Annotated in this window: 20 protein-coding genes; 12 read left to right on the forward strand and 8 right to left on the reverse strand. The window is 58.7% G+C overall.

All coding sequences use genetic code 11. From position 1 onward, the window contains the following. Positions 1 to 24 precede the first annotated feature (24 nt). The gene (locus KYE_RS05075; protein WP_008171063.1) at positions 25 to 507 is read left to right on the forward strand and encodes a CDP-archaeol synthase; all 483 of its coding nucleotides are present in this window, start codon (positions 25 to 27) and stop codon (positions 505 to 507) included. On the opposite strand, the gene KYE_RS05080 is transcribed toward KYE_RS05075, so the two are convergent. Next, complete coding sequence (locus KYE_RS05080; protein ID WP_008171065.1) at positions 504 to 1478, reverse strand: metallophosphoesterase; 975 nt, start codon at positions 1476 to 1478, stop codon at positions 504 to 506. The genes KYE_RS05075 and KYE_RS05080 overlap by 4 nt on opposite strands. Before the next feature lie 165 nt (positions 1479 to 1643). On the opposite strand from KYE_RS05080, the gene chrA reads away from it, so the two are divergent. The 3 genes from chrA (at position 1644) to msrB (ending at position 4028) form a co-directional block, all read left to right on the forward strand. Then, positions 1644 to 2825: a chromate efflux transporter gene (gene chrA, locus KYE_RS05085; RefSeq protein ID WP_008171067.1), complete on the forward strand. Its 1182-nt coding sequence runs from the start codon at positions 1644 to 1646 to the stop codon at positions 2823 to 2825. Between the two features lie 112 nt (positions 2826 to 2937). Then, on the forward strand, positions 2938 to 3591 hold the full coding sequence (gene msrA, locus KYE_RS05090; RefSeq protein WP_008171069.1) for a peptide-methionine (S)-S-oxide reductase MsrA: 654 nt from the start codon (positions 2938 to 2940) through the stop codon (positions 3589 to 3591). 11 nt (positions 3592 to 3602) lie between these two features. Next, the gene (gene msrB, locus KYE_RS05095) at positions 3603 to 4028 is read left to right on the forward strand and encodes a peptide-methionine (R)-S-oxide reductase MsrB (RefSeq protein WP_008171070.1); all 426 of its coding nucleotides are present in this window, start codon (positions 3603 to 3605) and stop codon (positions 4026 to 4028) included. Between the two features lie 33 nt (positions 4029 to 4061). On the opposite strand, the gene KYE_RS05100 is transcribed toward msrB, so the two are convergent. Continuing rightward, entirely contained in the window at positions 4062 to 4382 is a 321-nt protein-coding gene (locus KYE_RS05100; protein WP_008171072.1) for a c-type cytochrome, read from the reverse strand. A gap of 58 nt (positions 4383 to 4440) precedes the next feature. Then, entirely contained in the window at positions 4441 to 5667 is a 1227-nt protein-coding gene (locus tag KYE_RS05105) for a sulfite oxidase (RefSeq protein ID WP_008171074.1), read from the reverse strand. Positions 5668 to 5881: 214 nt separating this feature from the next. On the opposite strand from KYE_RS05105, the gene KYE_RS05110 reads away from it, so the two are divergent. Further along, on the forward strand, positions 5882 to 6646 hold the full coding sequence (locus tag KYE_RS05110) for a lysophospholipid acyltransferase family protein (RefSeq protein WP_008171076.1): 765 nt from the start codon (positions 5882 to 5884) through the stop codon (positions 6644 to 6646). A gap of 25 nt (positions 6647 to 6671) precedes the next feature. Here the strand turns inward: KYE_RS05110 and KYE_RS05115 are convergent, their stop codons facing one another. Next, positions 6672 to 7655, reverse strand: coding sequence for a calcium/sodium antiporter (locus KYE_RS05115; RefSeq protein WP_169702174.1), 984 nt, complete (start codon positions 7653 to 7655; stop codon positions 6672 to 6674). A gap of 9 nt (positions 7656 to 7664) precedes the next feature. Beyond that, positions 7665 to 8915 (reverse strand): sodium:proton antiporter NhaD, encoded by a 1251-nt coding sequence (nhaD, locus tag KYE_RS05120; protein ID WP_008171080.1) that lies wholly within the window; start codon positions 8913 to 8915, stop codon positions 7665 to 7667. 324 nt (positions 8916 to 9239) lie between these two features. Between nhaD and mqo the strand changes: the two genes are divergently transcribed. The 5 genes from mqo to KYE_RS05145 all read left to right on the forward strand — a co-directional run bounded on the left by mqo (position 9240) and on the right by KYE_RS05145 (position 16820). Next, complete coding sequence (mqo, locus tag KYE_RS05125; protein ID WP_008171082.1) at positions 9240 to 10721, forward strand: malate dehydrogenase (quinone); 1482 nt, start codon at positions 9240 to 9242, stop codon at positions 10719 to 10721. Between the two features lie 156 nt (positions 10722 to 10877). After that, on the forward strand, positions 10878 to 12110 hold the full coding sequence (locus KYE_RS05130) for an ATP-grasp domain-containing protein (protein ID WP_008171084.1): 1233 nt from the start codon (positions 10878 to 10880) through the stop codon (positions 12108 to 12110). A 55-nt stretch (positions 12111 to 12165) separates the two neighbouring features. After that, entirely contained in the window at positions 12166 to 14190 is a 2025-nt protein-coding gene (locus KYE_RS05135; protein ID WP_039881863.1) for a hypothetical protein, read from the forward strand. Positions 14191 to 14238: 48 nt separating this feature from the next. Then, positions 14239 to 15909, forward strand: coding sequence for an acetolactate synthase large subunit (locus KYE_RS05140; protein ID WP_008171088.1), 1671 nt, complete (start codon positions 14239 to 14241; stop codon positions 15907 to 15909). A 47-nt stretch (positions 15910 to 15956) separates the two neighbouring features. After that, positions 15957 to 16820 carry a hypothetical protein gene (locus KYE_RS05145; RefSeq protein ID WP_008171090.1) on the forward strand — a complete coding sequence of 288 codons (864 nt, stop codon included), beginning with the start codon at positions 15957 to 15959 and terminating at the stop codon, positions 16818 to 16820. Here the strand turns inward: KYE_RS05145 and KYE_RS05150 are convergent. From KYE_RS05150 to KYE_RS05160, 3 genes are all read right to left on the reverse strand, one after another. Beyond that, positions 16817 to 17704 (reverse strand): chemotaxis protein, encoded by an 888-nt coding sequence (locus KYE_RS05150; RefSeq protein WP_008171092.1) that lies wholly within the window; start codon positions 17702 to 17704, stop codon positions 16817 to 16819. The two genes, KYE_RS05145 and KYE_RS05150, sit on opposite strands and share 4 nt — an antisense overlap. Positions 17705 to 17921: 217 nt before the next feature. Next, the gene (locus KYE_RS05155) at positions 17922 to 18578 is read right to left on the reverse strand and encodes an SDR family oxidoreductase (protein ID WP_008171094.1); all 657 of its coding nucleotides are present in this window, start codon (positions 18576 to 18578) and stop codon (positions 17922 to 17924) included. A gap of 69 nt (positions 18579 to 18647) precedes the next feature. Further along, on the reverse strand, positions 18648 to 19244 hold the full coding sequence (locus tag KYE_RS05160) for an exopolysaccharide biosynthesis protein (protein ID WP_008171095.1): 597 nt from the start codon (positions 19242 to 19244) through the stop codon (positions 18648 to 18650). Between the two features lie 261 nt (positions 19245 to 19505). On the opposite strand from KYE_RS05160, the gene KYE_RS22300 reads away from it, so the two are divergent. Both KYE_RS22300 and KYE_RS22305 read left to right on the forward strand, forming a co-directional pair. Beyond that, complete coding sequence (locus KYE_RS22300; protein ID WP_008171097.1) at positions 19506 to 19829, forward strand: substrate-binding periplasmic protein; 324 nt, start codon at positions 19506 to 19508, stop codon at positions 19827 to 19829. 30 nt (positions 19830 to 19859) lie between these two features. Continuing rightward, complete coding sequence (locus KYE_RS22305; protein ID WP_008171098.1) at positions 19860 to 20312, forward strand: transporter substrate-binding domain-containing protein; 453 nt, start codon at positions 19860 to 19862, stop codon at positions 20310 to 20312. Positions 20313 to 20419 lie beyond the last annotated feature (107 nt).

Below are 20419 nucleotides of genomic sequence, written 5' to 3' on the forward strand. Positions count from 1 at the left end.
GTCGTTTCAGAGGGGCGCAAACGCTTGCTGATCATCCTGGAGCTGTTTGTGATGCTGGTGCTGGCCAACGGCACGCCGGTGGTTGCGGCCGGGCTGCTGAAAAACCGCTGGTCGGCCCCGGTGGACGGCGGTCGACTGCTGTCCGATGGTCGCCCCGTATTTGGTGAAAGCAAAACCTGGCGGGGTGTTGTATCCGGTGCACTGGCTTGCGGGCTTTTTGCGCTGTTTACCGGGCTGGGATTCGTGTTCGGGCTTCTGTTCGGCCTGCTGGGGCTGGGAGGAGATCTTCTGAGCAGCTTCATGAAGCGTCGAATGGGTTTGGCATCAAGTGCCCGGGCTGTCGGGCTGGATCAGATCCCGGAAGCCCTCCTGCCCATGCTGCTGGCGATGTGGTGGCTGCCGGTGAGCCTGTGGGTAGTGTTGGTTGTCGTGGTGGTTTTTACCCTGTCCAACATCTATGGCTCACCGCTGCTCTACCGTCTCGGTATACGCCGGCAGCCCCACTAAACCGGGCCGCGAGTCAGGGTGTGAAGGGTTACTTCCGGCGGGCAGTTCAGGCGAACGTTTACCACGGACGTTCCGGAACCCGGTGAGGTGTAGCCCTGCATGCCATTCATCCGCCAGTAACCTCGACCGAGTGTGCGCGGGCAGTCAGAGTCGAGAGTCACCGGTATACCTCCGGGCAGGCAGATCTGGCCGCCGTGTGTGTGTCCGCAGAGAAAGACGTCGTAGCCGGCGTGGGCAGCCTCGCGCCAGATCTCCGGCGTATGGCTGAGGAGGATGCTGGTGCCTCCCGCAGGGATATTGTCCCCCGCCTGGTGCAGGTTGTGGACCTTGAAGAAGTGGGCGTCGTCCACACCCGCGAGGTACAGGGTCTGGCCTCCCCGTTCAATGGGCGCCATTTCGTTCATCAGCAGTTGGTAACCCATGTCTTCCAATGCCGGTACCATGCGAACGCTGTCGTGGTTACCCAGAACCGCATAGGGCTTGCTTTTTATACCGTCCCTCAGCCGCGCCATGCCGTCCAGGGCGCCCTCAATCGGGCCCCACGTGAGTTTCCGGTAGTCGCCGGTCAACACGCACAGATCGTAGTCTAACGGTTCGATCTGGCGCAGGACTGCCTGCAGGTTGGCTTCGTCCATGTCTACGTGCAGGTCGGTCAGATGCAGAATGCGAAAGCCCTCGAAGGCTTCCGGCAGGCCGGGAAGCTGGAAATGATTGTGCACGGTGTTCAGACGCCGGCTGTTGCTCTGGCCCCGGCCCCAAAGGCCAACCATGCGCAAACAGGTACGGATAAAGCCGGGCGCGGTGGCCCAGTTTTCCAGATGGAATGAGCTGTGATCCTGCCCGAATACCTTCGCTTCAGCTTCCCGTTCAATGCCGAGCCTCTGGCGGGCGTGAACAGGGCCGAGCCTCAGGCTCAGGCGGTATTCCAGGAGTTCATCCTGGTTCTCCGGTGTACGAGCCCTTGCCGTCATTTTTCTTCCCTTATATGCCGAGCCGGGCATGGCCGATGTGCTAAGTGGCAAACCCTGTCTGTCATTATGGATGGCCCTCGAAGGTATGCAACCAAAACGACACAATGTTCATGTTTGATGACACACTGGCGGTGAAACCGGCGGAGCAACAGACTCAGGAGATTTATGACGGAACCATCGAGTGATGACAGGCTGTCGTTCAGCCAGATTTTCCTGCTGTTCCTTCGGCTGGGGCTGACGTCGTTTGGTGGTCCGGCAGCGCATCTCGGATTCTTTCACGATGAATTTGTCAAACGTCGGCGGTGGCTCTCAGACAGTGCCTACGCAGAAGTTGTGGCCCTCTGCCAGTTGCTGCCGGGACCGGCTTCCAGCCAGGTCGGTCTAACCATCGGGTTCCTGCGCGGCCATTACCGCGGCGGACTCGCAGCGTGGCTGGGGTTCACCCTGCCATCGGCGGTGATCATGATTGGTCTTGCGTTGGGGTTGAACGCCTGGCCAGAGGCCAGCAGTGGCGGCTGGGTACAGGGTCTCAAGTTGTTTGTGGTGGCGGTGGTGGCCAAGGCGGTCTGGCAGATGGGAACAACCCTGTGCCCGGACCGTCCCCGAATCGCCATGGCGTTGCTGGTAGCGGTGAGCCTTCTGATGATGGGCGAAACCTGGATGCAGATACTGGCGTTGGTCATTGCCGGGGCTGTGGGTTCCTTTCTGGGGTTGGGGAGCGGAGAGGCATCTGAGCCGCTGCATGTGCCACTGCAATCCCGGAAACCTGCGCTTTTTGCAGGGGCCTTTTTGATTCTGTTGTTGGTTTCCTTCCTGCCTCAGGCCGCCGGCAGTCTTGGCTGGATAGGCGCTGAAATGTACCGGGCCGGTGCCCTGGTGTTTGGCGGTGGTCACGTTGTGCTGCCCTGGCTGCAGGAGGGCTTCGTGGCCTCCGGTGCCATGCCGGCGGACACTTTCCTGGCGGGGTATGGCGTTGCCCAGGCTATGCCGGGACCGCTGTTTTCCTTTTCAGGATTTCTGGGTGGTTCACAGGCCGGTGTTCTCGGTGGTGTGATTGCGGTACTGGCTGTGTTCCTCCCTGGAACCCTGCTTGTATTCGCCGGTCTTCCCCTATGGAGCTGGCTTCGGGAGCATCGTCGCGCCCGGTCAGCACTGGCCGGGGTGAATGCAGGCGTGGTGGGGTTGTTGCTGGCGGCTCTCTACGATCCGGTCTGGGTCTCCGCCGTCCATGGTGCGCATGATCTGGCACTCGTGCTCGCCATTTGGGTCTGTCTAGCTGTCTGGCGGGTTCCGGTCTGGGTACTGGCGCCGCTGAGTGCGCTGGCTGGAGTGATCCTGCTGTCCTGATCAACGTACATATAGTCCGTTCTTCCTGAGCCGGCACACGGGTTGGCAAATCAGCAGGTTTCCAGCCACAATCGAGCGGTTAAAGGCAGATAATTCGAACGCAGAGGTTACCATGACGACATCCTGCAGTATCCCGGGTCTCAACGTACCACGTAGCCGTTTTCCTGATCCTGAACAGGACCTGCCGGCGGCCGAGGGCGAACAGCGTGTCGTGCTGGCTGGCGGCTGTTTCTGGTGTGTGGAAGCCGTTTTCCTGGCCATCGATGGCGTAACCAGTGTTGAGTCCGGTTACGCTGGCGGTCACGCCAGCTCTGCCAATTATGAGGCCGTATGCTCAGGTACTACCGGCCACGCAGAAGTGGTCGATGTTCACTATGACCCTGCCAGGGTCAGTTTTGGCGAACTGCTAAAGGTGTTCTTCTCGGTTGCTCACGATCCCACCCAGTTGAACCGCCAGGGCAACGACCGGGGCACCCAGTACCGCTCGGCTGTGTTCTACGAGACTGCCGAACAGCGGCGGGTAGCCGAGGCCTACATCCACCAGCTCAATCAGGCCGAAGTGTACCCGGACCCGATAGTGACCACGCTGGAGCCGCTGGAGGCATTTTACCCGGCAGAAGAGTACCACCAGAATTTTGCTGCCCGGAATCCCTACCAGCCATACATCATGGCCGTGGCCGCCCCGAAAATGGAAAAGCTTGTAGACAGTTATCCTGATCGCCTGAAGCCGGAATTTACAGACAACGACGCAGGCAGCACCGCCTGAGGAGGCAGACTATGGGAGTTTCCGCTGCAGGTTATGACCTGACACCACTAAACGAAGCACAGGTTGAGGAGAAAGCTGCGGATCTGACATCGGAAGAGCGGCGCGTACTGCTCGACCATGGCACCGAGCATCCGTTTTGCGGAACCTTGCTGGATAACAAAAAAGCCGGTGTTTACCACTGCCGGCTTTGCGATCTGCCTTTGTTCAGCTCGGACTCGAAGTTTGACTCGGGAACCGGCTGGCCGAGTTTCTTTCAGCCCTTTGATCCGGAGCATATCCGCTACATTGAGGACACGAGTCTTGGCATGACTCGCACCGAAATCCGCTGTCCCCGTTGCGACAGCCATCTCGGCCATGTCTTTCCTGACGGCCCGCCGCCAACCGGGCAGCGATACTGCCTGAACTCGGTTGCCATGGTGTTTCAGGAAAACGCCTGAGACGAAAAAAAGGGGGCCGCAGGGCCCCCGATTCTATTTATTGCCGCCTGTCACAGTCGCCACGTAGTGGGCCACCGCATTTATCTGTTCCTCAGACAGCGACTCGTTGAACGCCGGCATGACACCCACCCCGCTGGTTACGGCATTGACCACCTGTTCCATCGTGGGTTTGAGTTCATCGAGATCCGGGCCGATGGCACCAGCCGAACCGGCATCCGCCAGGGTATGGCATATGGTGCAGGAGGGTTGTGCCTCCTGAGTGAATACCTGTTTCCCCTTGTCAAAGTCGCTGGCGATCGTCAGGGGCGACAGTCCCATCAGAGCTATGGCGCCCAGTACTGCAGTTTTTCTCATATTATTGCTTTCCGGAAAGGTCGGAGCCGCCGTGTTCCGGGGCCGGCTCCGCCAATGATCAACTGACGGCAACCGTGACTCCGTGGTCGCTCCAGCCATTGTGGCCGTAGCCACGCTCATTCTCGATTCGGCCCTCTGGTTGGGTATTGCCACGGACATCGGTCGCCCGACTGACTATCCGGTGCTCTCCAGCCGGCATATCTGTTGCGAGCACGAAGGGTCGCCAGGCATAGGGGCCGAGGTCCGGCCCCAGGAAGCGAGCCTGTTTCCAGGTTTTGCCGCCATCCACTGAAACGTCGACCTTTTCCAGCGCAACCGTGCCACCGAAGGCCACGCCGTAGATCATGTTACGGCCGGTCCGACCGCTGTCCAGGGGGGCGGTTACCCAGGATTTAACGTTCATTTCCCACATGGATGGCTGATCCGGGGCGCCTTTCACGCCAACATCACGAACCCGGTAGCCTGAAGCCTGGATCTTGGCGTCCGTCTGGTTTTCAGTGAAGGCAACGTTCTTGACGTACTTCACGTTGTTCACGCCGTAGTAACCCGGCACAACCATTCTCAGCGGGCCACCATGAGTGTGGGTCAGAGGCTCATCATTCATTTCCCAGGCCAGCAATGCGGTTTCCATGGCACGGGTGGGAACGGAACGTTCCACGATAATCGTTTTCGGGTCCAGGCCGTCGGGAAGTGTCTCGCCGCCGGTGCTAGTGATGTACCGTGTATCGTCAACAGGGCCGCCAAGAGCCTCCACAACATCTTTCAGCGGTACACCGGTCCACATGATGCAGCCCGCAGCGCCAACAGACCATTGGGTACCACTCGCGCCATGGGGGAAGAAGGCGCGACCGTTACCGGAACACTGTAATACGGAGGCAACGGTGGTAACCCCCATCTGTTTCAGGTCGCCGACCGTCAGGGTTCGGGGATTTTTCACGCCCTCGATCCGCACCTCCCAGGCATCCGGGTTATCGGTTACCGAGGCTGGTGGCGCGGGCAGGTTATTGCGAACGAACAAGCGGTCACTTGAGGTAATAACGCCATTGCCGATGGCCCCCCGTTGGGTTTCCATCGTGTTTGCGCTGTGAACAATCAGGGCGTTGCGTTCTTTCCAGGCGGCGTAATCCGGGAGTGATTTTGGTTCATCGGCTTTGGCAAGGGGCGTAAATCCCAGCACGCTTACCGCGGCCATGGCGCCGGCACTGCCAAGTAGCAGGGTGCGGCGGGAGGGGTTCTGAAGGCCCGGGTCATTCGGGCCGCGCATCAGCGCTGATTCCTGCTTCATTATCCGTCTCCTTCTTAGGGTTGTCGTCGGACGGTGGGACTGCTTTTTCAATTCTTCGCGGTTATATCCTTATACCTTATAGATAATGGTCAAAAATTAATCAATACTTTTGTGTGTTATTCAACGGGTTTTTCAGTCGCTATAATTCGCCCCCTATTGAACGCGCAGCAACGAGGCCGCGAACGAACGCGGGAAACAGAGAAGGGTAGCTGAGATGATTCGATTGAAGATGAATCCGCTAACGGAGTCAGCAACGCTTCTTCGGCGGGCGGGTGTGGTTCTGGGCAGTGTCGGATTGACAGCACTCTTTTCCCTGTTGGTTTTGCTGAGGGCGCTGTTCGGGAGGTTGAACCGGCCCATCGTCGACAAATACTGCCGCGAGTGGTCGGCCTCGCTGTTACGACTGGTTCGTGCCAGCCTCACCGTACGCGGGCAAGTGCCTGATTTCGGCGACGGGCGCCGGTACATCATTATGTGCACCCATGCCAGCCACTATGATATTCCGGTCACCTTCGTATCGTTGCCGGGATCGATCCGCATGCTGGCAAAAAAGGAGCTGTTCAGTATCCCGCTGCTGGGGCAGGCCATGCGTGCAGCGGAATTCCCCTCAGTAGACCGCTCCAATCGGCAACGTGCAGTCAGGGATCTGGAGAAGGCCCGGGCGATGATGGAAAGTGGAATCGTGCTCTGGGCCGCGCCCGAGGGAACCCGCTCGCCGGACGGAAAACTTCTGCCTTTCAAGAAAGGCTGTTTTCACCTGGCGCTGGATACTGAGGCGGTGATCGTGCCGGTGGCCGTGCGGGGTATCCACCGTGTTTTACCGGCCCGCACCTGGCAGATCAACCTCGGGCAGCCGGTGGATGTGAGGGTAGGAGAACCGCTGGATACGGCAGGAAAGACCAAAGCCGACCTGGACGAAGTCATGACCGAGGTGCGCGGAAGACTGACGGAGCTGTTGGGAGACGGTGAAGCCGGTTAGCACCGGCCTCACATCGGCACGCAGATCAGGCCGTACCGGCAGCCACCACCGTGGAGAGCAGATAGCCGGTATAGGCCACGTACACCAGCACCAGGATGCCACCATCCACACGGCTCACCAGTTTTCGCCATCCGGTAAGCCCGTAACCCATCAGGAACAGACCCACCGTGAGCGCCAGCATCAGCGTCCAGTCACGGTAGAGCACTTCCGGGTCCACCGCGAGGGGTTCGATAACAGCCGCGAGACCCACCACGGCGAGGGTGTTGAAAATGCCCGACCCCAGAATATTGCCCAGGATCAGGTCGTGTTCGTTCTTTTTGACCGCGGCCAGAGCCGAGGCGAGTTCGGGCAGGGAAGTGCCGATGGCAACGATGGTGAGACCGATCACCAGATCGCTGACTCCAAGGCTCTGGGCAATCGTGACGGCACCCCAGACCAGCATCCGGGAGCTGACGATCAGCAGTACCAGGCCAATTACCAGCCAGATCACGGCGGTTTTCAGGGGCATGGGGTGCGCAATGATCTCGGCGTCGGCATCACCGGCCAGAGGGTCCGCCTTGCCTTTCAGGCCCTGGTAAATTGACCATCCCATAACCACAGCAAATACCGCCAGCAACACCCAGCCATCCATGCGTGAGAGTTGCCCGTCGATCAGCTGGGCGCCGGCAATGAGGGTGAGTACAATCAGCAGTGGCAGCTCCTTGCGGATCACCTGGGAGTGCACTGCAATGGGCGCGATGATGGCTGTCAGGCCGACAATAAGCGCAATGTTGGTAATGTTGGAGCCATAGCCGTTACCCAGGGCCAGGCCAGGGTTGCCATCAGACGCAGCCATGGCTGAGACGGCGAGTTCCGGTGCCGAGGTGCCGAAACCGATAATCACCATGCCGATCAGCAGGGTGGGCATACCGAGATGTTTGGCGGTCGCCGCGGCGCCCTCCACAAATTTATCGGCACTCCAGACCAGCAGGATCAGGCCGGCGATGATTGCGCCAAATGCCATTAGCATAGATAGACCTCAGTTGATGAAACGCCCGAGCATGTAGACACCGGCATAGCCCAGGGTATAAGCCGCCAGAAGGTGTGCAAGATACCGCATATAGGCGGCAAAGGTCAGCCCCGGAATCTTGCTCATTGCCACTATACCGGCGGCTGAGCCAATCACCAGGAGCGATCCACCCACACCAACGGCATAGGTCAGGCCCATCCACTCGCCGGGGCTCATGTCGATGCCGGCCTTCAGCAGGGCCGCCGTCAGAGGCACGTTATCGATAACGGCCGAGAAGATGCCCATCAGGTAATTGGCGTACAGCGGCGGCAGGATGTCGTAAATCGCCACCAGCGAATCCAGCGCATGGATCTCCTTGAGCATGCCCACCAGCAGAAGGATGCCGAGAAAGAACAGCAGCGTTTCAAACTCGATGATGCGGATGTACTCGAGAATCGGGTCCAGATCGGAGTCGTCACTCATGAATCGAGACACCAGGAACATGATGGACAGGCCGAACAGAAAGGTCAGTACCGGTGGAATCCCGAACAGGGCATTACCGGCAATGGTGCTCAGGATTGTTAACAAAAACAGCCCGCTGATGATCGCGTCCACCCGTCGCACAGGGGTATTGTTGGAGCGCAGGGTCACGGTTCCTGTGAGCCCTCGAGACAGGAAAACCGCAAGGATGAAAACGGTGATCGAGGCCGGAATGGCCAGGGTCAGAAGGGTCAGTATTTCAACCTTTTTCGCCAGGAAAATCATCAACGTAGTGACGTCGCCGGTGATCAGCGAAACGCCTCCCGAGTTGACCGCAAACACAACCAGCGTGACGAACTGGATACGTTTTTTCAGCTCCAGATCCAGAGACAGAATCAGCGAGCATGAGACTAAAGTGGCGGTGATATTGTCTGCTAAAGAGGAGAAAATGAAACAAAAAAGACCGGTCAGGAACAGTAGCCGTCGCTCGCTTACCTGCTTCGGCATGATCAGGTAAATCACGTTTTCGATCATACCCTTCTTGTTCAGGTAGGCGACAAACGTCATGGCTGCGACCAGAAACAGCCACAGCCCGGCGATTTCGGCGATGCTCTCGGACAGACCATCGGAAATGGCAGACGTTTCACCAGCGTTATCACTGAACAGGAACAGCAGCATCCAGCTCATGGTGCCAAAGAACAGCGTTACCTTGGCCTTGTTGATGTGGATGACCTCTTCAAATATGACGCCTAGCAGCGCCAGAACCGCGAGAATAATCAGAAACGCATCAAGGGCAGACATTGGGGAAATCCCGTCCTGGTTTGTCAAAGTGGAGGCCTGAGCCGGCCAGACAGATCACGCGGGCGGATTTTAGACCTTTGACCCGTAGCAAACCACTGTTCGTAAGTGCACGTATCGGCCCCTGAAGCAAATAGATGCCGAAGAAAGACGCAACGATTGACAATCGCAATTTATTCTCCCGGCAAAAATCGGGATAATTGCGCGCACATTCAGACCGGAAGCAGACGGCGGCGCCGTTTACCTCGCGCCCGACCGGCTTCCGACAGGCTCTCTTGCTGATCGTGAGAGGGCAAAAAGGCTCAACACTAGCTAGGGTGAAAACCAATGGCCGTTAGACAGGCAGACGTAGTGCTGGTCGGCGGTGGCGTCATGAGCGCCACTCTCGGCATGATGCTCAGGCAGCTTGATCCGTCCCTGGACATCGTCATGGTGGAGCGTCTCGACCACGTTGCCCATGAGAGCACAGACGGATGGAACAACGCAGGTACCGGGCATGCCGGGTACTGTGAGCTTAACTACACTCCCGAGACCGGTGATGGCGATGTCACCATCGATCGGGCCCTGCAGATCAACGCCCAGTTCGAGGTGTCACTGCAGCTGTGGTCCTACCTTGTGGAGCAGGGCATCCTGCCCGAACCCTCCAGCTTTATTAATCGCACACCGCATCAGAGCTTTGTCTGGGGCGAGAAGGATGTGGCCTTCCTCAAGCGCCGTTATGAACGCCTGAGTGCCCATCACCTGTTCCGCGACATGGAATACACCGAGTCTCCGAAGGATCTCGAGGAATGGATGCCGCTGATCGTCAATAACCGGGACCCCATGCAGCGGGTTGCCGCGACCCGGATCAAGCACGGTTCCGATGTGGATTTCGGCTCGCTTACCCGCAGCATGGTGAGCTGGCTGGAAACCCAGCCGAATTTCGAGCTGATGCTCAGCTCACCGGTGCACTACATCGACCAGCGGGACAACGGCCGATGGAAGATCCGCGTCAAGAACCAGAAGACCGGCGAGCTGACCAAGCTCGAGACCGGCTTCGTATTCCTCGGCGCCGGCGGTGGCGCGTTGCCGCTGCTGCAGAAATCCGGTATCGACGAAGCCCGTGGCTACGGTGGCTTCCCGGTGAGCGGTCAGTGGCTGGTGTGTGGCAAGCCCGACATCGTCAAGCAGCATAACTCCAAGGTATACGGCAAGGCGCCGATCGGGGCACCGCCCATGTCGGTACCGCACCTCGATACCCGCATCATTAATGGCGAGCCGGCCCTTCTGTTTGGCCCCTTCGCCGGTTTCACCACCCGCTTCCTGAAACAGGGCTCGATCTTTGATCTGATTGGTTCGGTGAAGCCCACCAACCTGAAGCCCATGCTCTCGGTGAGCAAGAGCAACATGGACCTGACCCGCTACCTGATCGGGGAAGTGTTCCAGTCCCACGGTGACCGGGTGGCATCGCTGCGCAACTTCTTCCCGGACGCCATGGAAGAGGATTGGCAACTGCGCATGGCCGGCCAGCGCGTTCAGATCATCAAGCAGGTCGATGGTGGCGGTGGCAAGCTTGAGTTCGGCACCGAAATTGTGGCGGCAAAAGATGGAACGCTGGCGGCGCTGCTGGGTGCTTCGCCCGGAGCCTCCACCGCAGCCAATGCCATGATCAACGTGATCGAGCGCTGTTTCCCGGAGAAGATCAAGACGCCGGAGTGGCAGGAACGGATGAAAGAGCTTGTTCCGTCCTATGGCCAGTCCCTGGTAGAGGACGAAGCACTGCTTACCAAAGTTCGCGAGAGGACCCTGTCGACCCTGAAACTGGGCTGATATTCCCAATCGATCTAAGAAAGCCTAAGGCACTGCGATTGCTGGATTCACTCCCGGCTGTCGTAGTGCTTTTTGCGTTTCAAATGGGGGCGAAATTTGCGATTTCACAGCTAATGCGTAGGGTTATAAGTCAACCCTTATGAAAGGAGAGAGCCTGTGAGTGAGCAAAAGTACAATCCTGAGAAAGGGTATATTGCATTACTGGGCTGGAGCCTGAATGCGGTTGAAGCGGCCGACAAATTCGATCGTCGGTATGTTGTCGTGGCACCGGACTGGGCCGAAGCCTATTGCGAAGAGCATGACATTCCCTACGTGCCCTGGAATTTTGAGCGCCTGAATGACCGTTCGGTAGAAATTGCGCAGACCCTCAAGGAGATGGGCGTAGACGTTGCCATCCCGTTGTTTGAGGAGACTGTGGAGTGGGCAGGTGCCATTAACTCGGTGTTGATGGACAAGCCTCGTTTGTTCGGTCAGGCCATGCTGCTGCGTGACAAGGCCCTGATGAAACGCCGTGCCCAGCTCGGTGGTATCCGGGTGGGTATCTTCGAGGAAGCGCACGACAAGGGTGATGTTATCCGGTTCCTCAAGCGGGTTAACCAGACTCTGCTGAAACTGGATGGTGACCCCAACGATCCGATTCACCTCAAGGCCTTTGATAAGGCCGGCTGCCTTGGCCACCGGGTGATCCGTACGCCTGATGAAGTCGATACCATCCCGGAAGAAGAATTCCCGGTTTTGATGGAGTCGCACCTGGATGGCTGGGAGTTTGCGGTCGAGGCCTGGATTCACAACGGCAAGATCGCCTTCCTGAACATTTCCGAGTACGTGACGCTGGGCTATTCGGTATTTGTGCCCGCAACACCGGACCTGGAGAAGTATCGCGACCAGATTCGCGGCGAAATCGAGAAGCTGATCAAGACCTTCGATATCGAATTCGGGTTTATCCACCCGGAGTACTTCGTGACCAGCGACCGGACCATGTACTTTGGCGAGGTGGCCTATCGTCCACCGGGCTTCAAGGTATTCGAGCTGCTTGAGCGTGCCTATGGTTTCAACGCGTATCAGGGCATGATCCTGGCCTTTGACCCGAAGACCACGGAAGAGGAAATCAAGGCCTTCTTCCCGAAGGAAGTGGTGGATGCGAAGGGTTACGCCGGTTGTTTCGGTGTGTATCCGCGCCGCCGGGTTGTCAGCAAGCTGGAAATCCCGGAGGAGACCGAAAATCACGAGTATTTCGAGTCTCACGAGCTGACTGCGCCGCTTGAAGAAACGGTCACCAAGCGTACCGCTTTCGGTACCCACTGGGGGCTGGTGTATTTCTTCGGTGAAGACCCCTATGTCATGCGGGACCTCCTGAAACATCAGGAAGACCTCGATTTCTATGTATAATCAGGAGAAGCATTAACAACAACCGGGTTTGGTGCCAGGCCCTGAGGATTATCGTTTGAACGATCACCAATCGGGCAGCGCAGCGCCAGCTGTAAACATTGACAAGCTGGCTCAACGCCTGGATGACGCCATTCAGGCTTTGGAAGAAAGCCGGTCTTTTACCAAGGCCGGCAAACTGCCGCGTGTGCTGGATATTGCCCGCCGGGTCCTGCTGCAGCCGGATGGCTGCCGGATCATCGAGGAGCGCGCTGAGCGCCTTGAGCTGGCGGGCGTCTTTGCCGGCACCGACTGGGCCGAACCCGGTATTCTCCTTCCCACGCTGACAACCTATTCGCTGCAGAGCCAGAATGCCGATACCGTCGTCATTGAGGCCTTCAGCGAATTGCGGCTGCTTGCCGTCGCCCGGGGCAGCTATCTGCACCCTTCGGTGTCGGCTGAACAGGCCCACCACTATCTGACCCAGGTTCTTGCCATCAACCTCGGCCTGCTGTTTGGCATGACCGGCGAGGCTGAGCGGGAGCAGGGCAAGCTCGCGCTGATCAGCCAGAACCTTGTGCAGTACGTGGCCCACCACATCGGCTACGAACATGTCATTGATAGTCTGATCGAGGAGATCTGGCGCATCCTTGAACAGCGACCGATCCAGGTATCGGACGTACGCAAGATGATTACCCAGATTGCCCTTTGCCGGGCCGATCCGCAGGCCGATCTGGGCAGTGCCGGGCGCGGTGCCGACCGGTTGATCTCCAGCCTCTATGGGCCCACCCGGGCCTGCAGTGAAGACCCCGGAACCGTGGTCTACGAGCAGCGGCTGGAAACCATGGACGCCCAGGCCCTGCAGAACGAAGCCACCGGGTTTGCGCGTTCCATGCACGATACCGGCCTGGTCTCGCCTTACCATGCCTCGTTCATACGTTTCATCCTGTTGGACCAGGACACCTTGCTGAGCGAGGCGCTGGGGCTGTCCAGTACCGGCCGGGATTGCCTGATGTGCTATCGGGAGCTGGTCCACACCCTGATTAAAGAAGGTATCTATCCGGAAACGGCACAGGGCATCTACGGCCTGGCGCTACTGCTGGAGCGGGGTATTCTTTATCAACCTCCTGTTGCGCCGGGTCTGTGGCGCCAGGCACGGCTCTCTCTGTGCCCCCATGCGCGGGAGCGACTTGAACTGGCCTATGGCTACCAACCGCAACCCAATGCCTGGTTGATTCAGGGCGTGTTGAACATGTTGGGCCAGCCTTTGGGCGTGGGGCAGGGCAACAATCCTACCTGCCAGTCGGCCCGTGCTCTCTCGATGTGGGCCTATAACGATCCGGATTATCTCTTGCAGATGGTTGCCTGGGCTGCCCGAGACAATGAGATCGTCATTCACTTTGAAGGCCAGCCGGTGTCGTCGGCCCGCAGTGTCGGCGGTGTCGCGTCCGAGGTAACCCTCGATCTGGATCCTGTCTCCCTGGTTGTAGTGCCGCATCTGGACCGCATTTATGTGGAGATGGGCCGGTTGTGCGTCGGCCGCCAGGGCGATCCCCACAAATGGGTGAACCCGGAGTTCCACGGCTGGTCTGCCGGGCGCGGATTTGCTATTAACGTGGATGTGGCCACTGGCAAGCTGCATGATCTGGAAGGCTTTATCCGGCATTTCTATGCCAGCTATCACCCCTACTACAACGGCAATCAGCCGCTGATCCACCCGCAGCCTGCGGGTATTGCAGTGACCGACAGTGCCGCCCGGTTTATCGGCTGGCACGCCATTACCATTCTCCGGGCCGCGCTCGACCCGGAAGGTGAGATGCGGATTTATTTCTTCAATCCCAATAACGACAGCGGCCAGAACTGGGGCGATGGAGTCAAAGTCAGTACCTCGGGCAACGGAGAGCGTTTTGGCGAGTCGTCGCTGCCTTTCGAACAGTTCACATCGCGACTGTACATCTTCCATTACGATCCCCTGGAGCGGGGGGAGCCTGCGGAAGTGAACGAGGATGCCCTTCGGCGCGTAACAGAGGGTGTGTATCGCAGTTGGGGTCTGGATCGCGTGCCGGCGGATGCTTTGCAGGCGGAGCCGCCCATAACCGATTGATCCCGGAACCTGCCGATCACCCGGAATCCACAGATCAAGAGGAAGGCCATGGCCAACGAACAGACCCCGGCCCGTAATGGGGCCGAGTTGTTTATCCGGGCGCTGGAAAACGAAGGCGTTGAATACATTTTCGCGGTGCCCGGTGAGGAGAATCTAGCCTTCCTTGAGGCTTTGAGGACCTCCAGTATTCAGCTGGTCCTCAACCGCCATGAACAGGCTGCCGGGTTCATGGCCGCCACCTACGGCCGCCTGACGGGGCGCGTGGGAGTCTGCCTTTCCACGCTCGGGCCCGGCGCCACCAACTTCGTGACTGCCGCCGCCTACGCCCAGCTGGGCGGTATGCCCATGATGATGATCTCGGGCCAGAAACCCATCAAGTCCTCCAAGCAGGGGCTATTCCAGATTCTGGATGTGGTGGACCTGATGCGTCCGCTCACCAAGTACACCCGGCAAATCAGCAATGCCAACACCATCCCCGCCAAGGTTCGGGAAGCTTTCCGCCTGGCCTCTGAAGAGCGCCCGGGTGCCGTGCATCTGGAGCTGCCGGAGGACATCGCCGATGAGGCGCCCGAATCCGATACCCATATCTTCAAACCCAGTGACGCCCGGCGGCCCTCGGCCAGCCCGAAAAGCCTGGAAATGGCGTGCGAAATGCTGCGCGAGGCCCGGCATCCGCTGATCATGATCGGCGCCGGCGCCAACCGGAAACGGGTTTCCCAGGCGTTGCTGCATCTCGTGAATGTCACCGGCATCCCGTTCTTCACCACCCAGATGGGCAAGGGCGTGGTGGATGAGCGACATCCGCGCTACCTGGGCAACGCTGCCCTGTCGGCCGGGGACTTCGTTCACTGTGCAATCGACCGCGCCGACCTGGTGATCAACGTGGGCCATGATGTGGTGGAAAAGCCACCTTTCTTCATGACCCCCGGCGGCAAGAAGGTCATTCATGTGAACTTCAGTGCGGCCGACGTGGACCCGGTGTACTTCCCCCAGCACGAGGTTGTCGGGGATATCGCCAACAGCGTGGAATACATGGCCGAGAACTGTGGCCAGTGCGCCAACCATGATTTCACCCGCCTGATGGAGGTGAAGGAGGCGGTGGATGCGCACCTGCAGGAACGAGCTGAAGACGATCGTTTCCCGGTGATCCCCCAACGCATTGTTCATGATGTGCGCCAGGTAATGCCCGATGACGGCATCATCACGCTCGACAACGGCATGTACAAACTCTGGTTTGCCCGCAATTACCGCGCCTACGACAACAATACGGTACTGCTCGACAACGCCCTGGCCTCCATGGGCGCCGGCTTGCCCAGCGGCATGATGGCCTCCATGCTGTATCCGGATCTGAAAGTGATGGCGATCTGTGGCGATGGTGGCTTCATGATGAACAGCCAGGAGCTGGAAACGGCGGTTCGACTGAACCTGAATCTGGTGGTCCTGATTATCAATGACAGTGCCTACGGCATGATCAAGTGGAAGCAGGGCCAGGAAGGCTACAGCGATTTCGGCCTGGATTATCGCAACCCGGATTTTGTCACCTATGCCCAATCCTATGGCGCCAAGGGTCACCGCGTGACCCGCACAGAGGACCTTCGGCCAACCCTGGAAGGTGCCCTGGCTGAAGGCGGTGTTCATGTGGTGGACGTGCCCGTGGATTACAGTGAAAACCGACGGGTGTTTGATGAGGAGCTGGCGGAACTGACCTGCAAACTCTGAGGGGTGTATTATGCGTCCATGGATGATGAACCCGAGGTAGCACTGCAATGATCCGTTCCTTTTTTCGCGGCCTGGTGGCCATCGCGACACTGACGTTGCTCGCCGGTTGCAGCAACCCCGAGACACCCCAGGAAGTGGCGGCGGCCTTCTGGCAGGCCATGGCCGAGAACGACGCCGGTGATGTGATGGAATACTCCACCCTGGCAGAAGCCACCGCGTTCGACGGTTACAAGCGTAGCTGGACCGACGCTGTGCCATCCTTCGGCCGGGTCGTCATTGAAGATCGCGAAGCCACTATCGTGACCCGCCTGCCGGCCGAAGCCGGAACCGAAGGTGAGCGGCTGGAGCTGGTCACCTATCTCGTACGGTTCCAGGATCAGTGGCTGGTGGATTACGACCGTACTGGCGAGGCCATCCTTAATCCTTCCCCGTTCAGCAGCATCATGGGCGAGCTCAGCCGGCTCGGTGACGAGCTCAGCGCCCGTTTCTCATCGTCTTCGGATGACTTTGAGCAGCAGATGGAGCAGCTGGCGCGGGATCTGGAAGCCTACTCCGAGGAAATCGGCCGCGAGGCAGAGGGCGCCATGGAGGCGTTCGGCAAGAAGTTGCAGGAAGCCATGCGGGAGCTTGAGCGCTCGGTGGAAGACGCCCTGAAAGACAGTGAGCCGACACCGGAAGAGGACCGGGTGATTCTGGAGCAGGCTGCCCGGGATCTGGATCGCCAGGCCGATGAGCTGAACGAGCCCACCATGGAATCGATCGCCAGTGCCAGCCGCACCGTGGCCGAAACCGGCGAACGCTTCACGCGCCTGAGTGAGGAAACGCTGAATCGTTACCGGGAGGAGTGGCAGCAGAGGCTGGCTGAGATGCGCGCTGACGCGGACGAATTTATCGAGCAGCTCAGACTTTAGCGGGCTTGCTCGGCGCCTCGCAGCATGGCCTGAAGCAGCTCCTCGGCATCGAATTTCGTCAGCGCTTCGTTGGCGCCCACCTGATTGGCATAGCTTAGGCTCATCTCACTGTTCAGTGACGTATGCAGGATGATGTAAGGCTGCTTCAGCGCTGAATTGTCCCGCACATTGAACGCCAGTTCGTACCCATCGAGCCCCGGCATCTCGATATCGCTGACCAGAATGTCCGTGGGCCGGCCCAGTTCATGGTCGCGCAGCAGAATCTGCAGCGCGTCATCACCATTCGACGTCACCTGGTAGGGGATGTCCTTGCTGTCCAGCACGTCCGAGAGTTGCTTACGGGCCACCTGGGAATCGTCGACCATCAGAATGTTCAGGGACTTGAGCGTCTCACTCTGCACATCCGTGAGAACCACCTCCTGGGTGTCCAGGGATTCCGGGTACACCTTCGCCAACAGCAATTCCACATCCAGCAGCTGGATGATATCGCCCTCCACGTCCAGCAGCCCTGTGATAAACGCCTTGCTGCCCAGGGCTTTGGGTGGCGGCATCACCGATTTCCAGTCAGTCTCGATGATCTGTTGCACGCTGCGCACCAGAAAACCGATCTCCTGGCGCTGGATATCCGTGACAATAATCGAGGCTTTTTCCCGTTCTTCCTGCGTCAGCGGCGGATAGCCGACCGCGGCAGCCATATCGATCACCGGAACGGCGGAACCCCGGAAGGTGGCCGTGCCGATGACGGCGTGATGGCTGTGGGGCAGTTTCGTCAGCCGCATGAAAGGCAGGATTTCCCGGATCTTCAGGGTTCCGATCCCGAACAGACGCTCGCCGGAAAGCCGGAACAGCAGAAGTTTCTGGGTCTGCTTCGCTTTGCTGGACATACAACCGGGTCCTTTCAAACGCAAAAGCCCCTGCCGCAGGAGCTTTTCAAGAATTGGATTCAGCAGGCTGTCTGGCGGGCGGACGCTGCCAAGCCAATAAGCCTGAGGTATGTAGCAATAGTAGCAGCTTTACCGTGAATCGGGGTTCAGAAGGATTGTTTCAAATGGTGACAGAAACACTCCGCGCGAGGCCTTGTGTTGCCATACCAGTGTGCCCTCAGAACGCCATGTCCTTGCCGTCCCAGGCCTTGAAGCAGCCGGTTTCGGCGAGGGTGAGGCTATCAATCTGCCGCCTGAGGCCATCAACCGATTGTTCAACCGATACCTCGGCGTCGCTGCCGCCCATGTCCGTGGCCACCCAGCCCGGGTGGTAGATGCCCACGGCTATGCCCTGCTCACGCAGGTCCACGGCCAGATTTCGCCCGAGATTGAGCGCCGCCGCTTTTGAGGCACGATATATGTACCGGCCGCCACCGGCAGAAGCCTGGGATCCAAGCTTGCTGGATATGATGGCGATTTTCGGGGTGCCGACCCCGGCCAATGCCAGTCTGAGATTGGGTAGCAGCGCCTGTATGGTGAGGAATACGCCGGTCACATTGACCTGGAAGTGCTCCGCCCAGAGTTCTGGCGGATAGCCGCCTTCCAGCTGTTCATGGCGATCAAGCAGAATGCCGGCGTTACAGACCAGGGTTGAGATCGGTTGATTTTCGAGGCGCTCGCCCAGCGCGGTCACGCTGGCGGGGTCGGCGACATCCAGCACCTCCATGCCCGGTTCGCTGCGGGCCGTGCCGATGACATGCTCGCCCGCCTCTCTCCATTCATCGGCCAGGCCCTTGCCGATGCCGCGATTGGCGCCCGTGATAAGAATGGTCATGTTTGTATTCCTTGTGGCTGAGGCTCAACAGTAGCACAGGTCTCTGGCGATCCCTGCCGGAGGTGCTGCCTACCAGGGGAGGTTATTCAGGATGAACCAGGCGGTGCCGCCGGTCGCCAGGATTGCCACCAGGGCAAGCAGACCGTCCCGCGCCACGATGGCGAGGCCGAACGCCATCAGGGCGATTCCGGCACCGTTGGCGCTGAATGGAATCACTTCCATCAGTGGCATGGCAGCCGCTACGGCCATGCAAATGATGGCGATAACGTATTGCCCCGGCCCGCGAACCAGCCAGAGCAGCCTTTGTTTTGTCCATCGATCCACAAATCGGGCGGGCTTGTTCATCCAGTCCAGCCCCCTGGCAAGCTTTTCTCTTTCGATGTTCCGGCGCGCCAGCTTTGAGGGAATCCATATCGAGTGGCGCTGGAAAATCAGTTGCCCCAGGGTGAGTAGCACCATCAGACCAAGCAGCGTCGGTACTCCCGGAATATCACCTATCAGCGGGGCCAGGGTGATTACGCCGGCGATCAGAACCATCGGCCCGAAGGAACGTTCACCAACAGCTGCCAGTACATCGCCCACAGACACCTGAACCTGTCCCCCGGTGTTTGCGCGAAGGCGTTCCAGAAGTTCTGTCAGACTGGCCGGATCGTCTGGCTGGTTCATGGTGGTGCTCGTGGTCTCCTATTGAACAGGTTTTGCAGACACTACCTTGATTGGGCAACGAGTGCATGAACACAAGATGACAGGGAGTTAGCCCGGGCGTTGCCGCTCAGAATATTGAGTGCCTGACTAATTAGTCTATATTAATTAGACCTCCCCTCCTCGGCGGCATCAAAGATGTATCCAGGCCAGAGCAACGGGTTGCCGTTCTCAAAGTTGTTGCACCCGCATTTTTTGACGCCCGCACGGCGCAGATCTGCTTTGGTGCTCGCGTTCATTCTCTGTTTTTCCGCCCCAAGCTATGGGGACTGCGACATCTCACTGCGCTGGGACGATGATCCGCCCTATTTCATGGTTCAGGAGGGTAAGTTGGTCGGCATTGATGCCGACCTGGTCCGTGAGGCCATGGGACGCCTGGGCTGCGGACTTTCCTTCCAGAAGATGCCATGGGCCAGGGCGCTTCGGGAGTTGCGTGACGGGCATGTGGATATGCTCTCCGGCGCCTACCGGACTACGGAGCGAGAGGAGTATGCCCATTACTCCGAAGTGGTCGGTCTGGTATCACCCAATATCCTGTTTATTCGTTGATCTGACGAGTCCAGGTTCGAGCTGAATGGCTTGCGGCAGTTGCTGGAATCGGGTTTCAGGCTTGGTGCCCAGATTCATGTGTCCTACAGTGATGAATACAGTGCCCTCATCCAGAATCCCGACTACGAAAAAAACATTCAGTATCTTTCCCGCCGAGAGTCGCTCTGGAAAATGCTGGCCCGGAACCGGGTGGATGGCGTGGTTGCCAGCAGGCTAACTGGCCTGTACGAAATTCAGGCGCTGGGATTGTCGGGCACGACTACGCCCAGCTCGATGGTTGTCTCTAATAAACCCGCGTTCTTCGTTTTCTCCAAAGCATCGGTCAGTTCCGAGTTTGTGGCGGATTTTGATCGTGTGCTGCAAGCGATGCTGGACGATGGGACCTTTGCGGCCATTGTGAATCGGTATGTTTGCGGTACCGGCGATTCTTGGCTGGCTGAGGCGCAGGCGGGTATGGGCGCATGCCCTTTGGCTATGCGTTGACGTTCGGAAAACTTTTGGACAGCGTGTAACGAAAAAAGCCCCTGAAATCAGGGGCTTTCTCTTGGTTGTTTGGGACGGCGACAACCGAAAAAAATACCTAAGCCAAT

The organism is Marinobacter manganoxydans MnI7-9 (assembly GCF_000235625.1).
In the GTDB taxonomy this organism is placed as follows: Bacteria; Pseudomonadota; Gammaproteobacteria; order Pseudomonadales; family Oleiphilaceae; genus Marinobacter; species Marinobacter manganoxydans.

Excerpts from the sequence above, each read along its gene's own strand:
- KYE_RS05080 (WP_008171065.1), bottom strand. The coding sequence starts at position 1,478 with ATGACGGCAAGGGCTCGTACACCGGAGAACCAGGATGAACTCCTGGAA.
- chrA (WP_008171067.1), top strand. The coding sequence starts at position 1,644 with ATGACGGAACCATCGAGTGATGACAGGCTGTCGTTCAGCCAGATTTTC.
- msrA (WP_008171069.1), top strand. The coding sequence starts at position 2,938 with ATGACGACATCCTGCAGTATCCCGGGTCTCAACGTACCACGTAGCCGT.
- msrB (WP_008171070.1), top strand. The coding sequence starts at position 3,603 with ATGGGAGTTTCCGCTGCAGGTTATGACCTGACACCACTAAACGAAGCA.
- KYE_RS05100 (WP_008171072.1), bottom strand. The coding sequence starts at position 4,382 with ATGAGAAAAACTGCAGTACTGGGCGCCATAGCTCTGATGGGACTGTCG.
- KYE_RS05105 (WP_008171074.1), bottom strand. The coding sequence starts at position 5,667 with ATGAAGCAGGAATCAGCGCTGATGCGCGGCCCGAATGACCCGGGCCTT.
- KYE_RS05110 (WP_008171076.1), top strand. The coding sequence starts at position 5,882 with ATGATTCGATTGAAGATGAATCCGCTAACGGAGTCAGCAACGCTTCTT.
- KYE_RS05115 (WP_169702174.1), bottom strand. The coding sequence starts at position 7,655 with ATGCTAATGGCATTTGGCGCAATCATCGCCGGCCTGATCCTGCTGGTC.
- nhaD (WP_008171080.1), bottom strand. The coding sequence starts at position 8,915 with ATGTCTGCCCTTGATGCGTTTCTGATTATTCTCGCGGTTCTGGCGCTG.
- mqo (WP_008171082.1), top strand. The coding sequence starts at position 9,240 with ATGGCCGTTAGACAGGCAGACGTAGTGCTGGTCGGCGGTGGCGTCATG.
- KYE_RS05140 (WP_008171088.1), top strand. The coding sequence starts at position 14,239 with ATGGCCAACGAACAGACCCCGGCCCGTAATGGGGCCGAGTTGTTTATC.
- KYE_RS05145 (WP_008171090.1), top strand. The coding sequence starts at position 15,957 with ATGATCCGTTCCTTTTTTCGCGGCCTGGTGGCCATCGCGACACTGACG.
- KYE_RS05150 (WP_008171092.1), bottom strand. The coding sequence starts at position 17,704 with ATGTCCAGCAAAGCGAAGCAGACCCAGAAACTTCTGCTGTTCCGGCTT.
- KYE_RS05155 (WP_008171094.1), bottom strand. The coding sequence starts at position 18,578 with ATGACCATTCTTATCACGGGCGCCAATCGCGGCATCGGCAAGGGCCTG.
- KYE_RS05160 (WP_008171095.1), bottom strand. The coding sequence starts at position 19,244 with ATGAACCAGCCAGACGATCCGGCCAGTCTGACAGAACTTCTGGAACGC.